Annotated in this window: 12 protein-coding genes; all 12 read left to right on the top strand. The window is 26.3% G+C overall.

Features of this window, described 5'->3' with window-relative positions:
- The coding region (locus tag ACRCYC_RS00060) for a hypothetical protein (protein WP_438532873.1) at positions 1–952 on the top strand (952 nt) is incomplete at its 5' end.
- Between the two features lie 51 nt (positions 953–1,003).
- A complete protein-coding gene (locus tag ACRCYC_RS00055) occupies positions 1,004–1,126 on the top strand; it encodes a hypothetical protein (protein ID WP_330112447.1) in 123 nt (40 codons plus the stop codon).
- The gene (locus ACRCYC_RS00050; protein WP_330112446.1) at positions 1,119–1,769 is read left to right on the top strand and encodes a hypothetical protein; all 651 of its coding nucleotides are present in this window, start codon (positions 1,119–1,121) and stop codon (positions 1,767–1,769) included. Before ACRCYC_RS00055 ends, ACRCYC_RS00050 begins: the two co-directional genes overlap by 8 nt.
- Before the next feature lie 10 nt (positions 1,770–1,779).
- The gene (locus ACRCYC_RS00045) at positions 1,780–2,475 is read left to right on the top strand and encodes a MazG nucleotide pyrophosphohydrolase domain-containing protein (protein WP_330112445.1); all 696 of its coding nucleotides are present in this window, start codon (positions 1,780–1,782) and stop codon (positions 2,473–2,475) included.
- A complete protein-coding gene (locus ACRCYC_RS00040; protein WP_438532872.1) occupies positions 2,475–3,182 on the top strand; it encodes a hypothetical protein in 708 nt (235 codons plus the stop codon). Before ACRCYC_RS00045 ends, ACRCYC_RS00040 begins: the two co-directional genes overlap by 1 nt.
- 13 nt (positions 3,183–3,195) lie before the next feature.
- Positions 3,196–8,586: a hypothetical protein gene (locus tag ACRCYC_RS00035; protein WP_438532871.1), complete on the top strand. Its 5,391-nt coding sequence runs from the start codon at positions 3,196–3,198 to the stop codon at positions 8,584–8,586.
- Between the two features lie 255 nt (positions 8,587–8,841).
- Positions 8,842–9,096: a DUF7662 domain-containing protein gene (locus ACRCYC_RS00030; RefSeq protein WP_438532870.1), complete on the top strand. Its 255-nt coding sequence runs from the start codon at positions 8,842–8,844 to the stop codon at positions 9,094–9,096.
- A 14-nt stretch (positions 9,097–9,110) separates the two neighbouring features.
- The gene (locus ACRCYC_RS00025; protein ID WP_438532869.1) at positions 9,111–10,838 is read left to right on the top strand and encodes a site-specific DNA-methyltransferase; all 1,728 of its coding nucleotides are present in this window, start codon (positions 9,111–9,113) and stop codon (positions 10,836–10,838) included.
- Positions 10,832–13,045, top strand: a complete 2,214-nt coding sequence (locus tag ACRCYC_RS00020; RefSeq protein ID WP_438532868.1) for a DEAD/DEAH box helicase — start codon at positions 10,832–10,834, stop codon at positions 13,043–13,045. Before ACRCYC_RS00025 ends, ACRCYC_RS00020 begins: the two co-directional genes overlap by 7 nt.
- Before the next feature lie 81 nt (positions 13,046–13,126).
- Positions 13,127–14,938: an ATP-dependent nuclease gene (locus tag ACRCYC_RS00015; RefSeq protein ID WP_438532867.1), complete on the top strand. Its 1,812-nt coding sequence runs from the start codon at positions 13,127–13,129 to the stop codon at positions 14,936–14,938.
- Positions 14,939–15,026: 88 nt separating this feature from the next.
- Positions 15,027–24,761, top strand: coding sequence for a hypothetical protein (locus ACRCYC_RS00010; protein ID WP_438532866.1), 9,735 nt, complete (start codon positions 15,027–15,029; stop codon positions 24,759–24,761).
- 78 nt (positions 24,762–24,839) lie between these two features.
- The coding region (locus ACRCYC_RS00005; protein ID WP_438532865.1) for a hypothetical protein at positions 24,840–26,639 on the top strand (1,800 nt) is incomplete at its 3' end.

Genomic DNA, 26,639 nt, shown 5'->3' with positions numbered 1-26,639 from the left:
AAATATAGAAAAGATAGTTGAAACTATAGATAGCAATTCTAGTAAAATCATGGATTATACTTTGGAATTAACTAAAATTGAAAATAATTTATTAATACTTTGTACAAAGGATTTAAAAAGAGACGAATTCGTCCTTTTTGAAAAAGATGATATTTTCTCTTTAGAGAAGTATATAGAATTAATAAAAGAAAATAATTTTTACTTTACAACTCTATATTCTAGAGCTGAAGATTTGAATGGAAAAATAACTTCAAATAAAAAGCTTTCTTCAAATATAGTTTCAAATGTTATGAATAATATACTTATTCAACAAGGGAATTCTGGCGATAGTATATATGATGTAAATGACTTGTTTGGAGCTGATGAAGACTATGTATTTGGTGTAAATAGTTATAATGATGTAATTGACAAAGAAAGTGATTCTTATATGCAGTCTTGGTATAAATATCTTAATGATCTATTAGAGAATCCTCAAAGAGAATTTATAATAGATAAAAATAATATAACAAATTTCAAGATAGTTTTTAGAAATCAACTAACTGGACTTTCTACAGAAAAGGAAAGTATAGTTCAGCTAAATCATACGATATCGTCAAGAACTAATCCTATATTTGCTATTGGAAGAAACACATATCAAACAGTTTCAAAAGGAGTTAAATTAATGGCAGGAACTATAGTTGTGAATGCATTTGAAAATGTTCCGTTGGCTCATCTCCATTCTATATCTTACTCTAAAGACACTTCTCCAGAATCATTGCCTCCTATAGATATGTATATAATACCTATAGAAAATTTAAATGATGGAAGATTTGAAGCATTATTAATAAAAGGTATTAAGTTTATTGATATGAGACAAACAGATGGAGCTAGTAGTGGCGGAAGATATTATGCCTTTAATTTTATAGCCAAAAACTTTATACCAACTGATTTTTCAAATCTTGATATTAGGTAATTTTTACTTTTAATACGGTTGGATATAAAATAAATGTATGGAGGTGTTAGTATGTTATACGATAGAGAAGACGAACTAGAGAAAGATAAAAAGGAAAATCTAAAAAAAGATAATGAAACTTCTGATAAAATTCCAGCAAAAGACGATTGTAAATCGGTGATGTATCATGGGTAATAAAAAAGAAGAATTGATAAAAAAAGTATTAGATGAAAATACTGAAGTTATAGTTGATGATTTGTTATTAGAAGAGGATCTTGAAGAGGTTGTTGCTTCAGAGCAAGACGAAGTTACCTTGAGGGATGTTAATAACAATATAACTGATGAATTTGATGTAAATAAATATTTGCAAGAGAATTATTCGTTCGCAGAGTTGGACGATATGACTCTTGAGGAATTTATATCTAAAGAAATGGAAAAACCTCAAGTTAGAAATTTAAAAATATTGATAGATGGGAAATCGCATTTAAAAGATTTTCCTAAATTTGAAGATATTATGTTGTATAAAAAAAATCATGGCGGTGTATTTATAATTGTTATAGGCCTTGATTTTGAACAAGAAGTTTTTGGAATTCCTGTTGAACTTTTTGTATGTAGAACTATAAAGGATTCTGACCACGTTGAAATGCTTGAAGAAAACCCAAATGCTGAAACAGATTTAGAATATATGAAAAAATTTATGTTGAGTAGAGCAATATTATTCCCATATATTAGAGAACAAGATGTTTCTAAATTGAAGGTTGGAGTTGTTGATATTCTTTTACCAGCAATAATGAAGCATAGTAGATACAATCCTACACATAAAATAATTAGAATATAGGAGAGAGATAATGTTATTTAAAGATTACAAAGAAAAAGCAATGATGACAAATGGTTGTGGTAAAAGAGCAACTTACTTTCTTCATGCTCTTACAGGAGAAATTGGAGAGTTAGTAGATGAGTTAAAAAAAGTATCTTATCATAATCATGAAATAAATAAAGAAAAAATTCTTAAAGAAGTTGGGGATATAATGTGGGCTATCGCTTACTATGAAAATATACACGAACACCAATTCGAAGAGATGAAAATATATGATAAAATTATTAACAATGACGAGTTTAAGCATTTAATATTAGATAATGGTCATTATATTTATGCAGTGTTAAATTCTAAAACTACAAACTATTTAATTGATGTTAAAGATAATGATTTAAGAGGAAAATTAGATGTTGTTGCAATTAAGCTTTTATCAATATCAGGAAGAATTACTGAAGAATTTAATCAAGTTTTATTTAATAATATTAACCAAACTTCCGTTGACACTGAAATGATTAATAAAGTTATTGTTCATAACTTTGCATCTTCAACTTGTTGTATTGTTAAAAGAAATTTAATACATCTTTTAAGTATTTTAAGTTATCTGTGTAACTCTATTCTAGAATCAACTATAGATGATGCTATGAAACTTAATATTGATAAATTACAAAAGAGATATAACGGAAGCTTTTCTTCAGAAAAAAGTATAGATAGGGTAGATGTTAAGTAATGAAAAAGCCATTATTAGACAAATTTAAGGATATAAATAATATTGAAGTTATAAAAATTCAAAAATATGAGTTTTCAATAAAACCCATAAACCATAGGCAGGCTAAGTATTTAGATAATTATTATCCTTATTTGCATTCTAATTGTGAATCTGCAATTATTTTTTTGAGAGAATTACTTATAGATGATAGAAAATTAGATGAATTTTTAAATGATTATACTCCTGTTTTAGGTGATAAAGATGATAAAACTAGGCTTTTAATAAATGCTGTATGTATTGAAATTTTAGGAATAAGGCCAAGAAGTTTTGATTATGCTTTTAAAGAAGCTGTTGAAACTATAATAGAGAAAAGAAGTATAATGGATCAATTTATAACTGTTCTTGTTGGATTCGGATATAAGGTTTATGATATAAATAATTTAAGTAATTTGAATATAATTAGTTTAACTTTAGAAGAACTTTATTATAGAGATAAAAAAGAATTTTTAATATTTGTTTCAAAAATAACTGGAAGATTGAAATTACCTTTAATGAGCACATTAGATAATGTTATATATAAATATATAAGAGAACTTAAATTTGAGGATTCAGAGCCAGGGTTCGTTGAAAATATAAAGAATTTACTTAATGATTCTGTAAATGAATCTCAACAAACTTCTTATAAGTTGAAGACTCAAAATGAGATGTTCGCATCAATACCAGAATAAGGAGTAGTAAAATATGGAAGATAAAGAGCAACACAGTACAAGAGATATGTTGCACTCAGCTCTTTTATTTTCTGCTGGTTATAAATTAAAGGATAGTGTTTATCTAAGAAAATACGGATTAAACAAAAAACATGGAGCAGCTCTTGGAGCTGCTTTTGCTTTAATACCAGCTTTAATAAAAGATGATGATGACGATACTGCTAAATTGGGTGCAGTAGGGTTTATGACAGCTTTAGCTTTAAATAAAAAAGCTTTAAGAAGAACATTTGCAAATAACACAGAAATGTTTGAGGGCACTTTAAAAACAATGAAGATAGCATCTGAAAAACAACAAGATTTAAAAAAATGGTTTATAGAAGCTAGACAAAGAATATTCAGAGAAGGGGAATTTCAAAAAGGATATTTAGAAGGCGTTAAAGAGCTTTCTAGCGAGTTTTTAGGTGTTGTTAAAGGAAATAACAATTATAAACGTTCAAAGGCTTATATCGAGTATGAGAAGGTTTCAGACTCATTAAAAGATATGTCCTTGGATGATTTTAGAAGATTAGGTAAAAAAATTCCGTTTGAATACTATGATTATTATTTTTCTAGAAAAACATTTGATCATGAAATTGGTGCATCAAATATGGGAAGTGGGTTTTTAACTTCTACAGGATATTTTAGTAAAGTTGAAGATGGCAAGTTAAAATTAGATGCAGCTAAATTTTTGAAAGAGGATGCCAACTATGTATCTGATAAGATAGCGTTTCTTGATTCAATACCCAAAATGTTTACTAGCAATAAAGAGAATTTTAAAGAGTATATAGAAATAAAAAATAAAAATTATGCTTTTTTTAATGATGTTTTAGATAGTGGAAAAGTTACAAGGGATAATGACGTAACTTATAAAGAATTTATGATGAAACATGGAGATTCCATAAGAAAAGAATTAGGAGACAAAGCAAATAAATATTTTGATAAAGATGGTAAGGCTAAATATTTAGATATACTTGGTAATCAAAAATTCTCCGATAATCTTTTAATAAATGAAAAAACATCTGATATGGTAGATATGACATGGTTTAAGTCTAAGAACTATGCTTTAGATTTAGTTAAAGGTGCTGAGAGTTCATTTAGAGCGTTTTTTAAGAATTCACCTTTATCTGGAAAGACAAGCCAGTTTCCTTTATTGGATTTTCTTGGAATTGATTCTAAGTTACATAAAAGTATTCATGGAGATAAAATAAAAAACTTTTATATAGTTAATGAAGATAACGTAGATTTAAAAAGGACTTTATCTGGATTAGAAAGACAAATTTCAACGTATAAAAAAGTTGGAGATGAAAAATGGAGAAACAAACATGGATACAAAAGTATTTCTCAAGCTTTATATAATATAAATAAAACAGGAGATAATATTTATTCAGCAAAGATAAACAACTTAGAAGATCTTAATAATGCAACAAGGCTTTTGGAATTTAAAAGAACTCAAGTTTTGGATGGGATAGAAAAAACTGGTGGAATACTAAAGAAATCTCCAATGTATGGAATAAATATGGATAATGCTTATAAGAAGTATTATATCGAAAAAGGTAGTGATAATAAGTTTGCGTTATTAGAAAAAACTCAAGATAAAATCAATACTGTATTTTATAACAACAAAGCATTGGTTAGAGATGGCGGAGATTTTATACAATTAGCAGGTGATTATAAACTTGATTTTAGTAAAGGAACTAAAGTTTTACAAGCCAAAAAAGATGGTGGATATTATACAACTGGTGCAAATAGAGCTGGTAAATATATCGAGAGAGAGAATACACCAATGCCTTTTAAATTCGATCATTTTAAAAATTTATATGAAAATAGAGAACATGGAGAGGCTTTAAGATATTTGAAAAAAAGTGATTTAAATTTCTTGCCTGGATTTGGAAATACAGCTTTTAAAGAGAATGATAATTTTATAGAGGGAAATTTAGAAACTATAAATAATTTAAAAACATATTTGAAAGTAAATAAAACAACAGGTGATAAATCCACATATTTAGAAATGGCAGCATTGTTAACAGGTGCAGAAAAGCAAACAAAACAATTTCAAAAACATTTTAAAAATGAAGTTGATGATACTTTTAATATAGCATTAAAAAAATATAATAAAGGTTTGAATGAATTGAAAGAAAATATAGAAAATGACACTTGGATGAAGAATAAGTTTAAAAAACTAACAAAAGACAAGCAATTAAAAAATATTGATAAAAATTTAGACTTTTATACATCTAATGAAATAAAAGATGCGTTAGGTGAAAAGCTCCCACAAAACGAGGATATTAAAAATTTTTTCAAAATTAAAGATTCCTTTGAAAGGACCGCAGATAAATTTAAACTTGTTAACGAGTATAAAAGTATTAATGATATAGAATTTGGAGAAAATTTTATAAAAAATAAAAGAGGGAAGTTGTTCGATAATTCAAATGTAAAGGAAGATATTATAATAAATACATTTAATAAAGGTAAAAATTATAATGAATTTAAAGAAGTATTTGGAGAAAAACTAGAAGATAATTTATTATTTCATAAAGAGAGTTTATTCCACAAAAATAGAGTCTTAAATCTTAATTTAAAATCTCCTGCAATAACTAAGTATTGGGGTACTGATGTTGATTTTAATAATAAAAAAAATGTTGAAAATTTATTTAGCGATACAACAGCTATGAGTAACAACGTTAGTTTATTTTTTACTAAAGGTATAGAAAGTTTTGAAAACTCTTTAGAAACTTTGGGTATTCCAAAATTATCTCCATACAATATAGGTTCGAGTGCTAGGTATTTAGGTTCTATGTTAACAAAAAGAATATTACCAGCATATGCATTATATGGTGCTTATCAAACAGCTAACTCTTTTGTAGATATGGTTTTACCAGATGCAACACCTATATTTGGACAAGGTATAACAGCTGCAGCATTTGAAGCTATGGCTCACACAAGAATGGCTGTTCAAGTATTGATAAATGGTGTTGGTATGGGAGCTGTATTTAGAAAAATGGAAGAAATGTTTCCAGGAATGTTAACTGATAATGGATTATTATCTCCATTACAATTAAGTGCAACTAATGAAGAAATGAAAGACCAATTATTTAATGGAAAAGAAGTTGTAGTAAAGAAAAATAGATTTTGGTACTCATCTGGTAGACAAATGTTTGAAGGTGGAGAAACTGAAGAAATAAGACCTCATTTATTATATTTAGGGCAACAAAGAACTTCAGGAATATATAGAAATAAGATTGAAAGATTTTTTAGAGATGATTTTATGCCTACTAAATTAGCTTGGACTCTTGTTGATCCATATATGGAAGAAAGGATAAATCAAGACGTAAGACCTGTTGCTAAATCTAAGGACTTATTTGATGATGTGCCTATTGTTGGTGGCTTTATGAATGCTACAATAGGACAGATAATAAAACCTACAAAATATTTCAATAAAGAAGAGTGGTTTATAGAAGATGGAGTTATGCTTAATCCAAATTATGATGGCCAAGAAAATACATTGAAGTATATCGAGTATGATAATTCATCAAGATTAAGCCAGGCTGTAAATACATCAATGGAAGAAGTAACTAATATGATGGGTATGAGAGGTTATTTATTAGGACAAGCTAAAGATTTTTTATTAGGAAGAGATGATGAGAAAGTTGGATTAGAAACATTAGATGATGGATATAGAATTCAAGATAGATACGAACAGTTAAAACTTGGAGGGATGTTTGGATTAACAGAGCCGATTAGAAGAATGTTGCCAACTAATCATCATTATGAAACTATAAATCCTTTGAGAAATAATTCAATGCCTGATTGGATGCCAACTAATTACTTTAGAAACAGAACTCATGGAAATATTTATAACGAATTGTCTTTTGGTGAATTTGTTCTTCCAGGAGAAACATATAAAAAGTATAACAAATTACACTCTGATGATTTAGGAGAATACGGACTTGTTGATAGATTAAAAATTTTATCAATAGTAGCTCCGTACTCAAAAGAGTATAGACACTATAAAAGGGAAGCACTTTCTAAAATAGATGAACTAGATGAAGAAAGAAAGCAAGTAGTATATCAATCATTGAGCTATGAAGCTAAACATAAAGATAGAAATATAAGAGATAAAACAGCATTTGATGCTGATGTTACAAATTTGGAAATAGAAGTAAAAAGACAAGAATCTCCTTTAGAATTTATAGGATCTGATAATAGAAGATATAGACTAGCTGGTTTAAGTATGGATTATACAGATGGTAGAGCAGATAGCTCTATAACTAGCGAATTATCTACTTTATCAACATTTTTACAAAAAGGTTCTGTGTTGAACGGTGTTATAAATAAAGATGCTGTATCTGCTGTTAAGACTGATAATCAGGGAGAATATGTTGAATTGTATGTTCCTGATTTTGATGTGTTTGATAATTTAAAAGAAAATCATTATTTAAGACATTCTAATAATGGAGATTTCTCTTTAGGAACTAAGTTGTTTGATTTAATTAATAATGCTAAAAAGCCTAATTATCTAGAGAAAGCATTTGGTTCTAAAGATACACTACATAGATATTATTACGAGAATATACTTGATCCTTCATTTAAAGATTGGGGTTCTCCTGTAGAGAGTTTTATATCGCCTTTAATTGATACTGCAGCTAATGGTGGATTTAAGGGATATGTTGGTTCTATGAATATATCTATGAAAATGGGAGATTTTGGAGACCCGTTAATGCCAACGTTGACAACTCTTTCTTATATTAAAGGAACATTGTTCGGTGATAATGAGATCGATAGAATAAGTAGAGAAGATGAAATAAAAAATAGGATAGAATACGCTAAATATTTATCTTCTGATAAAACGTATAAAGGAAATTTTAATAGTAGCATTTATGATATGAGTGAGTATGATGGCTTATCTAAAGTTAAAAACTATCTTACAATGACAGAGAAAAAGTATTTAGATAATATAGTAAATGAAATTGATCCAGAAGTTAGGCAACAAATTTACGATACATCTACAGATAGAATGAAAATTGTATTAGGACATCTTTGGCAAAAACAATCGAATTTTAATGGTGGAGATTATGTTAAAGAAGATATTCAATTACCAACTTTTGATGAAGAAATTCCAAATTACTATGGAACTAATGATCCTAACTATAATGATGCTTTATTTAAATATAAAGCAGGATTTGATTTAGAAAAGTTTGAAGAAAGAACTTTGCAAATGTATGGAGTTGAATCTCAACTTAAAGAATGGAAATCTAAAGATGATTTATCTAGATATATTGAAAGAATTATGAAGCATAGAGGGAATTATTCTCAAAGAGTTTTATCTACAATTATGCCTTCAGACATGGTAATTTTTGACAAAAATGATGAATATGTTAATATCTAGTTGAACCTTTAATGCTTTTCCTGTTTATCTTTAAGCGACACTCTTTCTTAGTTAATTTATACACTTTATTGTGGGGCGTGTATAAATTAAAGTGAAGCTTAAATCTGTTATGTACATTTATTGTACCTCCCGAAAAAAGAGACGAATTCGTCTCTTTTTTTATTAAATGCTTTTAATATCCGTCTATTTTATGATAAAATTAAAATCTAATTAATATTATGTAAAAAAATACATATAACATCAAATGGAGGTATAGTGGAAAAGTATAATTATAAAAAATTTGCAAAGTTTTTAGTAGACAACGATGATGTTGTTATTAAGATTACATATGATAAATTAGAAGAGATTTTAGGGAAAAAATTACCTAAATCAGCATATATACATTCTGCTTATTTTTCAAATAGTAAATCGCATCCAGTTTCAAAAGTGTGGGTAGAATTAGGATATAAGAAAATAGAATTAAAAATAGGTGAATATATAGTTATTAAAAAAAATAATTGTAATATTTAGAAAGGACTACAAAAATGACTAATTTATCTAAATTAAAGCGTGAAGAACTAATTTCATTTTTAGAAAAAATTAAACAAAATAATTCAGATAGCGGATCTGTTGCTATGTTGAATCAAGTAATATCATCTTTAGATGAAAAAAAATATGGATTGGTTTGGGAAGAACATATTGAAAACATTGATGAATGTTTAGTGAAAAATATTCCAATTTTCAAAAATATTAGAGATAAAGAAATACATAATAATATTGAAAATAAATGGAATTTTTTATTAGAAGGAGATAATTTACATTCATTACATTTATTAAAAAAAACACATAAAGAGAAAGTTGATGTAATTTACATAGATCCTCCTTATAATACAAAAAATAAAGATTTTATGTATAACGATGATTATTTAGCTCCAGATGATGTATTTAAGCATAGTAAATGGCTTTCGTTTATGAGTAAAAGATTAAGAATAGCAAGAGAATTACTTTGCGAATCTGGTTTTATAGCAATAAGTATTGATGAAAAAGAATTTGCACAATTGAAATTATTGTGTGATGACATATTTGGTGAAAACAATTATCAAGCAACAATTCATATTCAAGTAAGGTATGCTGATAAAAGTTTAACAGAAGAAAAAGCATTTAAACCAGTTATAGAGTATTTATTGTTATATTCAAAAAACAATTTACATTTTGTTCCTAATCGGCCAACAGAAGAGTATACAGATGACAAATTTGTATTTGAAATAAAAGAAATTGCTTCAGGAGAAACTATTAAAGTAAACAATGACGAAGTAACTGTTTTTAAAAAAGGTGAATGGGAAATAATAGAACATAAAGAAAGTTCTAAAGAAAAATTAAAAGAGACTTGGATTTCTGGATCTATTTACACTAAAATGAGCTATGGTAAAGTTTTTAAATCTGTAGTTGAACCCAGAATAACTATTGATGGTTTAGGTTCTTTATATAAAGTTCATGGAAGAGGAGAGGATGGCTTAGGCTATAGATACTACACTGGACCGCAAAGAGCAAATGCGAAAAGAGGTAAAATGTATTCTGGAATACCTTTAGATAGGTTAAAGGAAATGGAGCTTGGGGAAGCTATAAGATATAAGCCTATAAATACTTTTTATGACTTATCAGCAGATTTTGGAAATATAGATCACGAAGGAAAAGTAAAGTTTAATAGTGGGAAAAAACCTATTAAATTATTAAAAGAAATAATAAATTTTTCAAGCAATAAAGATTGTTTAGTTTTAGACTTTTTTGCTGGATCTGGATCAACAGGCCAAGCAGTTTTAGAGCTTAATAAAGATGGTAATAATAGAAAGTTTATATTGTGTACAAATAACGAAAATCAAATATGTGAACAAATAACTTATAAAAGAATGCAAAACATAAGTGAAGTATATAATTTTAACTTAAAGTATTTTAGAACAGATTACATAAAGAAATTTTCTGAAAATGAATTTTTAAGTGATATCTTATCATCACATATAATAGAGTTGATAGAATTGAATTATGGCATATCTATAGATAACATTATATATCAAGTCGTTTTTTCAGAAGAAGATATAGACAAATTACTAATCAATAAAGAATTGTTGAATAAATTTAAATTTTTATTTATTTCAGAAGAGGTTTTATTAACAGGTCTGCAAGAAGATATTTTATCTAAAACTAATATAGAAATTTTTGATATACCTAGTTATTATTTTAAAGAAGAATTAAGGGAAGCTGGTGAAATATGGTAAGAAATATACATGAATTATTTGACTTTCAAGAAGAATGTTTAAATTATTTACTAGATAAAACAATAGATAAAAATAGTAAACAAACTATAACTATAAAATCTCCTACAGGAAGTGGGAAAACAGTAATACTTTTGAATTATATAGATAAATATCTTGAGATAACTACTGAAGATATATGTTTTGTATGGCTTTGTCCTGGAGATGGTGAGCTTGAAGAACAATCAAAACAAAAAATGGATAAACTATTTCCAAATAGAAATTCAGGGACTGTAGATTCAGTAATATTAGATGGTTTTAAAATTGGAACAACAACATTTATAAATTGGCAAAAGGTTACTAAAAAAGGAAATAGGGCGATTACCGAAAGTGAAAGAAAAAATTTATTTGATAGAATAGCGGAAGCTCATAGAAATGGAATTTCTTTTGTTGTTATAGTTGATGAGGAGCATATGAACAAAACATTAAAAGCTAATGATATAATAAATGCTTTTTCTCCTAAAAAAATAATTAGAGTTTCTGCAACTACAAAGAAAGATAAAAGTTCAGAATGGTACGAAATTTCTGAAATTGATGTTATAAATTCTGGGCTAATAACGAAAGCTATGTATATAAATCAAAATCTTGAAAATATTCCAGAAACATTAGATATGTCTAATGAATATGATTATTTAATAAACATAGCAGATTTAAAAAGAAAAGAAATAGAACAAGAATATAAAAAAATTGGTAAAAATATTAATCCATTGGTAATAATTCAGTTTCCAAATTCTTCAAATGAATTATTAGATAATGTAGAACAAAAATTATCTAATATGGGATATACAACTGAAAATAAAATGGTATCAGTATGGCTTGATAGAAGAAAAATAAATTTAGAAAATCTAACAATAAACAGTGGAGAGCCTATTTTTTTAATGATGAAACAAGCTATTTCAACTGGGTGGGATTGTCCGAGAGCAAAAATACTTGTTAAATTAAGAGAAAATATGTCTGAAACTTTTGAGATTCAAACAATCGGAAGATTAAGACGTATGCCAGAAATAGTTCATTATGATAATGATATTTTAGATCACTGTTATTTGTATACTTTTGATGAAAAATATAAGGAAGCAGTGCTGAATAATAGCGATAGAAACTTAGAAACAAAAACAATTTTTTTAAAACAAAAATGTAGAAATTTTATGTTAAAAAAAGAAATAAAGAATAATGAGTATTGTGGATTAGGCGAGAGAGAAACTTTAGTTAAAATTTATGATTTTTTATTGAAAAAATATAAATTAACATCCAACTATGATGAAAATAAAAAAATATTAAATGAACAATATGGATTTAAAATAGGAACAACATTAAGTGAGAATTTGAAATATGGAAGATTTGTAAGAATAGAAGATGTTTTTAATGATGAAGTAGGAGATGTAAAAAAAATAGAATTTGAAGTAAATACACATGCTAACGGGATTGATTTATTACATTCTATTGATGTTCTTAAAAATGAAATAGGAACAACTTCAAAAAAAACTAATTTAATTTTAAGGCATTTATTTTTTAATAAAACTAAATCGAAAAATAAAATATTAAACCTTGAAATTAAAGAATTTTATGCTTTTATAATTAATAATTACAAATTTTTAAGAGATGACTTTAAAGAATTGTCATCTATAATAAATAAACAATTATCACTAGAATTAAAGGGAATAAAATTAAGTGATTTTAAGATTCCATTAGAAGATAAACTTACTTATAAAACTATTGATAGTAAATTTATAAGTATTTTAGAAAGTAATTCATATGAAAATTATACGTCAGATGTATTAACAGAAGAAACAAGGTCAAAATGTGAAAGATTATTTGAAATGTACTGTGAAAAAAATGCGAATATTGATTGGGTTTATAAAAACGGAGACAAAGGGAATCAATATTTTTCCATAGTCTACTTTAATGGTATAGATAAGCAAGGGTTATTTTATCCTGACTATATTTTAAAACTAAAAAACGGAGATGTCTTTATACTCGAGGCCAAAGCACCAGATGATCAGAATATTGATAAGCAGGCTGAAAACAAATTTGAATATTTAAAAGAATATGGATTAAAACATTTCTTAAAATGGGGATTTATTAGTTATCAAAATGAAAATTTATATTTTAATAATAAAAAGTATTCTGATATAAATGCTGAAAATTGGTGTAAATTAGAAGATATCTTTTAAATAAGCTTATGGATTATTTAGATTAATTTATTAAAGAAAGATTGTAGATTTTTATACAAAATAATATCGGGGGGGTTAAAATTGATTTTAAAGTCTTTAGAAATTAAAGGATTTAGACAATTAGAAGATGTAAAAGTTTTATTTGATCAAGCGACATTTTTAATTGGTGAAAACAATGTTGGCAAAAGTAGTATATTAAAAGCTCTTGAGTTATTCTTATCAGGAGATAAGCAACCTGCTAGTGATGAAGATTATTGTTTATTTAATTGTGAAAAGACACTAACGACGAGAGCTAAAACTTCTATAATAGAGTTGACTGGTATTTTTGAAAATATTCCTAAAGAAGCAAATAATTGGAGAGGATTCAAAGGAAGAATAGAAAAATATGATCCAATCGATGAGAATGACTCTGGTTTAAGATTGACTTATAGAAAAACATATTCAAAACCAAAAGAATGTAAAATTGAAATACTTTTAAAAAAAAGGGTTAGGAAGTATGAAAATAGTGAGTTAAATAATGTCGATGATTTATTAGGAGCTGGTGTTACTTTTCAAGAAATTCAAGAAGTATTTCCAACTAAAAATTATGAAGACAAATTTACGGCACCAGAAAAAAAGAGATTTGATGAATTTGATTCTTTATATGATGTTTTAGAAGATGAAGAATGGAGCGTAGAAAATCCAGGTGGAATTCAAGGGAATATATTATCTAAGCTTCCAAAATATATATATATACCTGCAAGAGATGAAGTTAATACAATGGACACAAATAAAAACAGTCCTATGTCAGAAATTTTAACTACAATATTTGATGATATAAAAAGAAGCTCAAGAGGATTTGCTAAGTTGTCAGATGCATTAAAAGAATTAGAACAAGAAATGAATTTTCAAGATTCCACAACAGATTATCATAAAATGATAACACAATTAAATAAAGAGTTAGATAAAGTGTTTCCTACAGCTAAGATAAATGCTATTGCAAATTTATCAGATTCAGATAAGATATTAAAGCCACAATTTGAAATTTCTTTAAGTAGCAATGTTGAAACAAGTGTTTCTCAACAAGGTACTGGAATGATAAGAGCTAGTGTATTTTCAATATTAAAATTTAGAGAACAATGGTTGAAAGAAAGAAACCAAAGAACAAATACATTAATAATAGGATTTGAAGAACCAGAAATTTATCTTCATCCTAATGCTGCAACTCAAATGAAGGATGCAATATACGATTTAGTAAGTAGCGAATTACAGATAATTTGTACAACTCATTCTCCTTATATGATTGGACTTGGTAGAGATAATCAACAAGTTTTAAATAGAATAACTAAAAGTAAAGATATAACAGAAGTAAATGCATTTAATTTATCTGACAAGTATAAAGAGTTGATGCAAGATGATAAAAATAAATTAAAAATGTTAATGAAAATAGATGATTATATTGCTAAAGTATTTTTTTCAAAAAAAGTTATAGTTGTGGAAGGTGATACTGAAGAACTTGTATTTAAGGAAACATTAAAATCATTACCTGCAGAAGAATTTAAGATTAATGAAATTAAAAATGATTTTCAAATAATAAAGGCTAGAGGAAAAGCTGTAATAATATCTTTAGTTAAATATTTGAAGGCTCTTAATTTAGATGTATACGTTATCCATGATCGAGACAAAAATACTCAAGGTGCTGTAAAGTTTAATGAACCAATTAGGGTAGCTCTTAATGATGATGATAAACTATTTGTTTTAGAAGAAAATATTGAGCAAACACTAGAATATGAGCCACCTATAAAAGATAAGCCATTTATAGCATATATGAACCTTAAAGATTTATCATGGGAAAATTATCCACTAAAATGGGTTGAGATTATAAATAATATTTTTTCTGATTATAGGAAGTAAGATATAGCATTAAAAGATACTCTTTTTTAAGGGTATCTTTTTTTATATATAAATAAAATGTAATAAAATCAATATGAGGTGATTTTATTTGTTTAATTATATAAATATAGATACTCAGAATTTGATGAGCTATCGAGATGATTATTATAAAGATTCTTATACAACTAGACTTGTTGGAAAGAAAGAAATTAAAAGCATATCAAAAAATGTTATAGGTACAGATTATAGAACGAGTAAATTGTCTCCTATAAACCCACTTCTTCCAAAAGAAATATTTGGAGATAATGATGATATTTCATATATGAGATTTGGGAATAAAGATGGTGTTGGTATTGCTTTTGTTGGTAAGTTTAGAGAAGGTTCTGACAATCCTGACGAGATTTCAGTATATTTAGGAAGGGAAACTGGAATAGGGGATGATAAAGGATTTACTTTGTTTAAAAAACTAAAAGATACTCCAGGATTCCAAGATTTCTATAAATATGGTAATTCATATTACACATCCAAATCTAGAATGGTATACGGTGGAATTGATAATAGAGATGGTGTAACAGTTATGAAAAACTCTGGCTATGAATTGGTTCAAATGGCTAGAATGTTTTTTAAAAAGGCTGAAATAGAAGAAAGTAAAGAATGGAAATTGATGGAAAGTATTAGAAAGTTAGACTTTGGAGCTATAGATGATAAACCTTATTATCCGAAGTCTGATTCTTGGTCCATTAAAACTGATAAATTAACAAGCGGCTCTTTGGAAACTGCTGTATTTGATATGTCTCAAATAACTGATGCAAGTATTCTTAAACCAAAAGCATCTATAGGAGAGCAATATAATGTTAAATCATTTTTTAATAATCAAATATTCGATAAGGTCAAATCTACTATAAAGAGAGAGTCTAGTAGTAATAGGATAAACTTTTCTAAGTTTTTAAATAATATGGAAGATAAGCCAATTACTGCGATAGAATTGAAAGAAGCGTTGTTAAAACATGAGAGTGAACAGTTGGAGTTAGCATTTAGTCCATTTAATGAAGTTATGAGGAATACTGTTTTTTCAGAAAAAGAAAGAAAAATAAAAGGTATAGATTTGCTAAGTTCGTTTAAAAATTCAAATGATTTTATAAATAAAAAAGAATTAATGAAAGAAGAAATGAAAAAATTAATTTCATCAAAAATGAGTGTTGATACAAATAGTGCTAACGAAAAATTATCAACATTTATATTTTCTAATAAGGAGATAGCTTCAATCTCTAGTAAAGTTGATACTTATTATAAAGATGTTGAAAATATTTATAAGAATAAACTTAAAGATGTAATTAAAAGTAAAATTAATGAAAGTATAGATGATGGGAAATATAATCTTTTATTGAGTTCTACATCTAATGAGAATTTTAAACCAACAGTAAACTTGCTTAATAGTGAATCTGTAATGAAATTTTATGATAAGTATAATTTAAAACTTGATATGTTGGATATTATAAACGAAAGAAGGAGCAAGACTAATTTTTCAGATAACGAAATAGATGCGCTTAAAGTTAAAATTATAAGAGATGATAATGGAAAAATTTTAGATATAAAGGATGTTATAAATCCCTATAATAAAAAAGGAAATGTTGTATATAGTAAACAAGATGCTGAAGATTCTTGGGCATATATTAGAGCTAAGTCAAAACCATATAAGATCCCTTTTAAAGAAATGGATATAGAAACTAAGCTAAAACATATGGAAGAATATAAAAAAAATAATAATTCTATCTTTGAAACACATAAAGAAAAAACCTTACTAGGTAAGTATGATTCTGTTGATAGTTTTAATAAAGCATTTGAAGAAATGAGCTTAGATATGAAAAGAGAATCCAACTCAGGAACTTCTATAGCTAGAACTTATGACAAAATTACAGGTAATATAGACTATGAAACAAATAATCTTGTTGTAAATGCAAAGACTATAGAACGGTTTGGAAAAAATAAAATGTGGATAAACTTTAATATCAAAATAGATGATGGTTTTGATAGAAGTGATTACATAAAATATATTCAGCAAGATAAACAAGCTGTAATGAAAGAAATGAGTTTAGATGATCAAAAGTATATTTCTAAAATTACTGCAATGTATAGAGAAAATAATAGATTACAAAAATCTATAGGTAATTTGATTGCAGGGATAGAGAGAAATAAAAAAGACAATTACATAGAAACTAAAGATGAATTAATGGGATTTAAATCAATATTAAAAGGCCATAATATAGGTAAGAAAAGATATATGAAAATACTTGAAGACGGTAATTTAAAATCTGAAGAAAGATATAAAATAAAAGAAGGGAAGTATAGTTATTCAGATTTGTATAAAAGTATTATAAATATTTTAGACAAAAAATATAATCATACTTTTTATTCTAATTTTAATAAAGATTCTTCTGTTAATTCTGAAACTATTTTGTTACAAAAGATAATGAAGATTGGAAAAGAAAGCAACAACACTGTGTTTAATATGATTCTAAATAATGACGATATTATAAATACAACTGGAGCTGCCAAACAAACAGGTGTTATTGGTGGAGATACATACATGGGACATTTGGGTTCTGTTCTTCCAGGAGTTGCGTGGAATAAAGTTACTCAAAGAACTTTCCAAGCACAAGATTTACTAGGAGAAAGGACATTAAATATAAAAAATTCTAATGGCGAATATATAACTAAAACTAGATCAGCTATAAATGCTGAATTATTATCTAAAACAAGATTGACAGGAGTTGGAAGTAGAAAAGCGTTTTATAAAACAGAAGATCTTGTAAAGGATACGATAGAACATATTAGAAAAGAAAATAAATTAAAGGATATGCCTTATAGACGTGGAGAAACATATAAAACTTTTGCAATAGGTGATGTTAGAGCTATTCTTCCAGAAGAAGGAAATATTAATGCATTCACAGCGTCATTTCAAGAGGGGATGACTGCAACAAGGGCATTACAATCAACGACCAATGCAATAAGAAATAAAAGCGTTAAAATTAATTTAGATGAACTTAATTATGAAGCATTGGGAATTAGCAAACTAGAAGCTCATAACTTGTTAAAAACTGAAACTGGTATGAATCAAATATTATCTAAAATATTATCTAAAGATTTGTTCAGTACTATTGAAGGAAGAAAAAAATTAGAAAACTTTTATGAAGATTTAAATAATTCTAGAGTTATAAACACTATGGATGGAAGTATTGGTTCTCTTCAAACTGCATACTCATTTATAAATAATGAGCTTGGTGGAAAAGGTAAAATAATTGGCGATATCTTAAATGACGAGGCAAGTAAAATGAAACTAACTAAAGGAATAATGGACTTGCTAGATAGTGCTGATGATAAATTTAGATCTGTTGCATATGCTAAAGGTAAAAATGGTAAAGTCAATATAACTAATGATGAATTTACAACAAAACATTTAACTTTAAAGCCTGAAGTTGGATTTAGCATAGGAAGTGCTAATTATAATGCACAAGAAAGTGCAATAGAACTTATGCTTGAAAATATAGGAAGTGTGGATCAAGGTTCTAAGCAACAAACAACAGGAGCTAAATATACAATATCTGAGGTTTATGATTTTATAAAAGTTAAATCAAAAGATAAAGAGTTATATGTTGATGCTATTTTTAATAACAAAGCTGAAAAGAGAATGCAAACTGGTATGATGATTCATGGTGCACTACAAACAATGGTAACTAATGTATATGAGGATTTAGGAGCTGAAGGTATAAAAACATTCAATAAAGAAATGAAAGAATTATTAGGCGATTTAGGAGTCGAAATAAAGTTATCTAAAGAATTTGGTGTATTGATAGATGAAACTTATTTAACTAAAGATATGAAAGGGAACTCTTTAACTGCTGAGAAGTTTTTAGAATTATCTAAAGAACCTATAGAAAATCAAAATAAAATATTTACAGAAAAAGGTAAAGAAATTCTTGAAAATGTTGAGAAAAAATATGGAGCTTCCTTTTATTCTCCAGATGGAGAATTAAAAAAAGGACAAGTTGCTCAATATGGTATCTTAGCAAAGATGCAACAATCTTATTCTGCTGTATATAATAGTTTTGATAGAAAAGAAACAGCATTTATGATAGGAGATGCAACACTAGAAGGATTTACAGAAGGTAAATCTAGTGGGTTTGGTAATGGTCCAGTATTGCTTTTAAAACTAGCTTCTGAAAGAGTAAACTCTAATGCTAATAAAAAGAAAGATAGTGGTTTAAAAGTTGGAAAAGGAATAAATGAAATGATTAGGATAAATGGATATGACCAATTATCTGATTATATTGATAGTAAAAATCAAGATAGAGTTAATGAATATTTAGGAACCGTCTATAATAACCTTACAAATTCAGAGGTTTTAAATAAAATTTATGATTATAAGCAAGATATAAATATGGAAGAATTAACAGAAAGTGTTGCTAAATCAACTAACAATGGAATAGTATTTGATTTAAACTCTGTGTCTAAAGATGATTATATTTTAAATAAAACAGATGCTTTTCTATCTCATGATAAGCTTATGAAGGAAAGTGTATTGGGTAAAAAAATGGTTGAAAATTCATTAGATAGTGTATCTAATGGAAAACTAGAAAAGAATGTAACTGTTGTAATAAATGATAAAAATATAAATGAATTTGCTGGTTCTATAAAAAATAAGTTGGATATAACAATGGAGTATTTTAGAAATTCTGACAATAAGTTCTCTAAAAAAATATTAAACTCTTTGGAAGGTATATCTAATTTAAATACGTTAACAGATACAGAAATAGAAGAAGTATCAAGTTATGTTAGAAATGTTAATTCTGAAATATATAAAGAAATAAATAAATTGAGTGGTTATACAGGTAAAGAATTAGAAATTGATGCATTAGCCTCTACAAGTGAGTTGTTAAATATTTTTTCTAATAATAGTAAAAATAAATATAGTTTAAATCAACTTCAAACTATATTTAAAACAGGAAATGTATTAACATCTATGGAATTGTCTTATGATGTTTCAGAAAGTGATGGAACTATAGTTTCATCAGAAGTCTTTAGTAGATTAAGAAATATAGCTGATAAATCTAAAGAGTATGAGAGTGGTCGTAGAATATCTTATGATTTTATGTTAAAAGCTCTTAATAAAGAAGAGGGTATTACAGAGAAAACTTTTAAAGAATATATAGATTATTTTGATAAAAATAGTGAATCATTCGAGGATATTTCAACATTTAATAGACTTATTAATAAAACTAAATTTGATAGTGATAAAGTTAAGTCAGTTGTATCAGATATAAAAACTAATTTAGATAAAAAGAAACTTCATTCAATAAGTGTTATTAATGCAAATAAATTTATCCAGGAAAAAATGAATACTATAGATAAAAATAATGCAGATTTTGATGGAATAGTTAGAGAGATAGATAATAGACTTTCCGCTGAAATGAATGATATTTTAGAAAGCAATAAAAAAATAGCTGAGATATTAACAGACAAAGAGGTATCAAATGAAATAGTATCTAAATTAAATGGAGCTATTTTTAATGGTAGAGAATTATCTGAAGGAGTTAAGTTTTCAGATGTTTTTAGAGATGAAGTAAGCAACCAAACTTCTAAAGGATTTGATTTGTTAAAAGAATATATAAAAATACCAGATGAAGCTAAAGGATTGCATAAAAATAAAGGGAAGCTATCTTCATCACAAAAGTTCAAAATTAAAAGTTCATTTATAGCTAATCCACTTGAAGGATCTAACCTGTTGAATAAATTTGAAAATATCATGTTCGAAGATGTAAGTAACGTAGATGATATTAAACAAAATTTAAAAGAGTTTGGAGATTTTATGGGATTCAAACTCGTGAATGAAAAACTTTTTGTTGAAGATGGAGTAGATTATTTGGAAAACTTGTCTGGTGGTGATGGTAGTTTTAAAAACGGTATAGAAAAAGCCAAACAAGTATTTGGTAAAAATCTTGCTAACATATCAGAAGTTACAATAACATCTAAAGAGTATTTAAAATCGTTCAGAGATAAAAAATATAAATATGAAGATGTATATACTGGAAAAAATATTAAAGAAAAAGGATTCGTAAGAGATTTTAGTTTTTTTGCAAGACATCCACAACAAACTATTAATCATATGGGTGGAGTTCAATCTATAATACTTGATATAGATAATGAAAATCTAAAAAATAGATTTGCTAGAAGTGCATTAACATTTTTATCTAAAGAAAAAAATCAAGCTGGAGTTATAACAGTTGGTAAAAAAACAATGCTATTTAGAAGAGGAGACCATGATGGAGACAAGGTATCACAAGCATATTTAGATTTTATAACAGATGATAAAGTTAAAAATAATACCCTCTCTAATGCGTTGTTAGAATTTCAAATTAAAAATAACATATTCGGCGAATGGGATGATACAAAAGGATTGTATAAAAAAATAACTGGAGATTTAATAGATAAAGATGGAAATTTAATAGATTTATCTAAAATAGAGAATCCTTTAAAAGTTATAAAAGAAACTTTAAATTTAACTGAGGAAGAACTTAATATGAAAACCAAAATGTTGAATAATTTTTCTTTTTCTGTAGAAGGTAGAGCATTTAAAGAATTAGGGAAACACTATAATGCTATTTACGATATAATGGCTAATTTAAGCGACTTCACTAATAACCCTATAAAAATCACATCAAACCAACTCAACTCTTTAGAAGGAGCTATTAGAATGTCTAGTGATGTAAAATATCATGATATTACAAAGTTAAATGGAAAAAGATTGAAAGATGATGCTATTACAATTGGAAGTAAGTATGCTAAAGAAAATATAAAAACATCTTTAGAAGTTGTTGAGATGCTTAGAAGTGGTAATTATAAAATTTCTATTCTTAGAGAGAAAATAAGTGGAATGGATGTTTTAGGTGCTACAGCTTTATTTAGAGTACTTAAAGAAAATAAAGACATTAGTTCTGAAGAATTATTTAAGAAATCTTATAAAGATGTTGATAAATTTATAAGTAGAGGTAGTTTTGATAAATTTTATGCATACAAAAATACCACTGGAATTTTTGATGAGTTATCTGGAATTAGAAATACTGGTGAAACACATAGTTATGCTACAAAATTAAGATTATCAGGAGTTGAATTACAAAAATTAGATGTAACTAACGTTATGGAGAAGATAGGTTCTTTTGGTAATTACGATAAAACTAATCCTGAATCATTAAGAGAAATGATAAGGAAACAGAAGTATTATACAGGAGCTTCTGATATTTTCTATGATAACATGATAGAAAGTGCTATATCTGCTAAACATGGATTAACACTTGGAGGATTAGAGGGTTCTAAATTATTTATAAAGAGTTTGTTATCAAAAGATTCAAGTTTCCTTAATAAAAAAACTATAAGATTATTTGATGAAATATATATAGAGAATTCTGAAAAAGCTTTATTGAAGTTCGCTGATACATTATTAGTTTTTAATGAAGGTTATGGAAAGATAAATAAATCTCTTGAGGAAGTAATGGACAAAGTATCTAGCAATGGATTAGACAAAGATATATTTTTAGGTTCTTTTGAATTTGATAATGAGTATTATAAAAAAATATTGAAAAATAATAATATTTCAAATTCAGATATAAAAAAATATTTAGGTTTTAAAGATGAGTATAAATCAACTATGAATACTATAGAAAATAATTTATTTGAAGAAGTTAGAAAAGTTAAAAATATAGATTATTTAGATTTTGAAATGTTCAAAGGTATACATTTGTTTGGAGAACTTATGATACAAAACGAACCTAACTCAGAATATGATTATAGCAAGATAAAGGATTTATTAGCATCTTATAAGAATAATGAAATAGATTTTAATGAACTTAGCAATAATTATGAGTTTAGAAAATTTAAATCTCAGACTTATGCTACTCTTGGAACAGCTGCAGGAATTTCCAATGTTGCTAATCTAAAAGAATATGCTGACTCTTTTTATAAAAGTTATTATACAAACAATATAACTAATGAATTTTTTAATGTTATTTCAAATAAATATAATATAAACATTAATGATGTAGCAAGCATATTTGATAAAAATTTAGATTTAAAGAAAGATAAATTCGAAATGTTTTCTCAAGAAGATGTTGAAGGAATAAATAGATTATCAGCTAGATTTAAAAATCAATTAGATAAGAAAAAAATGGAATTTCTAATATCATTAGAAAAAGACTCTGTAAGTGCATATGCAAATATCTTGAGTAAAAATATAACTGAATTTAGTAACAGTGGTAAAAGTGGTGAAGAGAGTTTAAAAATAATAAATGATCATCTAGATAATGGAATGTTATCTTTTAATGATAGTACATATTCTTATGGTATTAAAGAATTAGAAAATGCTAAAAATAAAAGGTTATCTGATATATCATTATTCTATTCTGAATATGACAATTCTTTCTCTGAACTGATTTTAGGAGAGGGAGTAGAAGGTGTTGATAAGAATATGCATGTAGGTATTATTTCACAAGCTGAAAAGGTTGTTGATGAATATATGCTTAAAAATATTAGAAATAATTTAAGAGTTGTTAGTGTAGCTGAGACATATAGTGACGAATTCGTCTCAATATTAGTTGATAGTAAGTTTAACAAATTAACTGATTATGATAGAGAAATGGTTTCTATAGGAAAAGCTATTGTATTAAACGGATATAAGGAAAAAGATTTTAAAGAGCTTGAAAAGGCTATAAGTAGCAGGAGAAATGTTAAATTTCAATTTAGTAATAATGGATTTTTATTTCCAGCAGGAATTGCAGACCAAGACAGTATTGATGCATTAGTTAATATGTATGAAAGAAATGGGAATTTACATATTGGTGAATCTGTTGCAAATACAATAATAAAAAGATCTGATAAATATAAAAAAATGTTTGAGGATTCTTTTTTTGATAAAAAGAATTTAATAGAAGAATTAAAGTTGGCAAACATACACTTAAAAGAAGAGATAACTTTGGAAAATGTTTCTAAAAGACTTAATGCTAAATTTGATAGTAAATTAGCTGCAAGAATTAAGTTTAGTGATTATATGAACTCTAATAAAGAGTATTTCTTTGAACTTAAAAAAGATAAAGAACAATATAAAGAGTTTAAAAGAAATTTTATAAATAATTTAGATAATATTTTATCTGATTTTTCTAGAATAGATTCAGGAATAAAAACAACTTATATAGACGATTGCTATGTTAATATGGCTAATCATATTTCTCAAAGTAATAAGAAATATAAAAGAATGGAAGAAGTTCTTAATAGTGAAGACAGAGTTAAATACTTTAAAAAATTATCTGGTAAACTAGAAAACGTGTTAAAGGAAAATAGAGATTGGATTGATACTGAGTATGTTGATAATGATTTATTTAAAAAAATATCAACAATAGAGTTGTTACGACAATTTGGAGATAATGATGTTGATATTAACAAAGTTATTTTAAATTCAGCTTCAGCAATAACTGGGAAAGAGTATGGTTATAAAAATTTTAAAGCTCCAAAAAATTTTGTGAAGGATATTGTAAGTAATCCTAAAGTTGCTATAGGTGCTTTAGGAGTGATTGCAGGTGCAACAATGATAAAAAGTATAACTGGTGCTTCAGAACCTCTTAAAATGCCAAACGGGAACTTTATATTAGGTAAAACTAATATGGAGTTATCAAACAATGAAGTTAGTAAAGAGTTATATAACGGGATGTTGAATAAACATTCTTTAGAAATCCAAGATTTAGGAAAAAATTTAGATATGCCAGAATATATTTCTATACTGAAGAAAATGTATTTTTAGAATTAAGAGTAGGTGAATCCTGCTCTTTTTTTGTTAATAAATAAATTAGTATGTAAAATTATATTGAGGTGATTTATTTTGCATATACTAGATTTAAAAGTTCCTAAATATATTTCCTCTCTCCTACATGATAGTAAAACACCAAATAATATAAAAACTATAAGAGGAAAGGGAATTTTAGAAACTAAAAGTAATTACAATTTTGAAGAAAAAATAATATTAAAATTTGAAGTAAATGAAAAAGGATTGATTGAGTTAATTAAGTTACAAGCTAGGTATCAATCATTAATGATACTACCAATTTTCGATAGAGAAATAAGTTTAAAGATTTTAGATGGGTATAAGATGTACAAAAAATTATTAGATAACACATTTAATGAAAATTTGGATTCTGAAATTGATAATTCATCATATAAAAAAAGAGAAAAAAATACTGAAATATTTATAAAGGAAATGGCTAAATTAGGATACATAGACATACCAGAGCATTCAGATTGTTTCTTTTCTTTTTTAGAAAGCTTTTCATATAAGACTATACCGAATTCAACAGAAGGATATGAGGTTGATATAATCCTTTGGAGTTGTACAGATTTGAGTTACTTAAATGATGATAGAGAAGATTTTATTTTAAAATTTTATCAAAATTATGAAATAAAAAAATCAACTTTTGAAAAGATAGATGAATATATAGAAAATTTATTTAAGAATAAAAAAGATAGTATTCATATAGAATTTAAAAATATGTACAACGAACAAGATACATATACAGATGGAAAAAGTGTTGATAAAGAAGAAACTCCATATAACATTTTTATTCCAGGAGAATTTATAACTGATGTAGAGGTAAGGAGTTACAACAATTTAAAAAGAGTTCCAATCCAAAATAAGCCAAAAGGTTTTATACAGCATTTAGGAAAAGGTGAAATAGCAATAAGTTTAAGGCTCGTATTCAATGAAATAAATGCTAGAAATACAGAAGTTATACACAAGTTAAAAACTTTAACATTAACAGAGCAAAAATATATAACTACTACTGATAGTGACTTATATTTAATAAAAGCATTAGATGTCAAAGAAATAGACTTAGTTAATGTAAGTGTTACAGAGGCAACTGATGAATTAGATGCAACTATTATTAATATGTTATTTATAGCTAGCTGTACAAATAAAATAGAAGCTAATAGCGATTACTTAAATCCTTTGAGTAGAGAATCAACAACTGTTTATTTTGAAGGTATAGAAAATATGTTTGATAAAGCTATAGAGTCTTACAGTGAGTTTAAAGGATTATTAATACAATCTAGTGATGTTACTAACGAAAGTAATGGGATAGAAAAAGATAATAATTTTAACTTAATAAATTTAGTTAACACATATTATGATGAAAATCTTAATAAATTAATAAATAAAGAAAAGATAGCAGGAAATGATAGGCTTAATTTTGATGAGTCTGTTTTACCTGTGTTTGACTTCCTTACGACTGATAGAATAAGAAGAGATATTTATGGAATGGATGCTGTTTTATATAGATTTAATCAATTTTCTTACTATTTTTTAAAGAATATAATTGTATCAAAAGTAAATGAAAAGAATTTATACAAGGTTGATAGTGAAGCAATAAAAAATGCTATACAAAAAGATATCGAAACTAAAGAAAGTTTTATAGATGATATATATGAATATTTCTTGGGGTATCAATTTAATATGAAAACTGATATGCCACATATGGATTTAACTATTGTTAATTATATGATTCAACTTGAGATAATAAATAATTTACTTTTGTATATAAATGAAATAATAGAATTATCTTATTCTGATGAAGAACTTGTTGGTATTTTATCTGGAAATAAATTTACAAATACTTTTATATTAGAA

The organism is Paraclostridium sp. (assembly GCF_051657365.1).
GTDB lineage: Bacteria > Bacillota > Clostridia > Peptostreptococcales > Peptostreptococcaceae > Paraclostridium.
The sequence above is the reverse complement of the archived record's forward strand: the minus strand, read 5'-3'. Positions and strand labels throughout refer to the sequence as shown.

Excerpts from the sequence above, each read along its gene's own strand:
- ACRCYC_RS00055 (WP_330112447.1), top strand. The coding sequence starts at position 1,004 with ATGTTATACGATAGAGAAGACGAACTAGAGAAAGATAAAAAGGAAAAT.
- ACRCYC_RS00050 (WP_330112446.1), top strand. The coding sequence starts at position 1,119 with ATGGGTAATAAAAAAGAAGAATTGATAAAAAAAGTATTAGATGAAAAT.
- ACRCYC_RS00045 (WP_330112445.1), top strand. The coding sequence starts at position 1,780 with ATGTTATTTAAAGATTACAAAGAAAAAGCAATGATGACAAATGGTTGT.
- ACRCYC_RS00040 (WP_438532872.1), top strand. The coding sequence starts at position 2,475 with ATGAAAAAGCCATTATTAGACAAATTTAAGGATATAAATAATATTGAA.
- ACRCYC_RS00035 (WP_438532871.1), top strand. The coding sequence starts at position 3,196 with ATGGAAGATAAAGAGCAACACAGTACAAGAGATATGTTGCACTCAGCT.
- ACRCYC_RS00025 (WP_438532869.1), top strand. The coding sequence starts at position 9,111 with ATGACTAATTTATCTAAATTAAAGCGTGAAGAACTAATTTCATTTTTA.
- ACRCYC_RS00020 (WP_438532868.1), top strand. The coding sequence starts at position 10,832 with ATGGTAAGAAATATACATGAATTATTTGACTTTCAAGAAGAATGTTTA.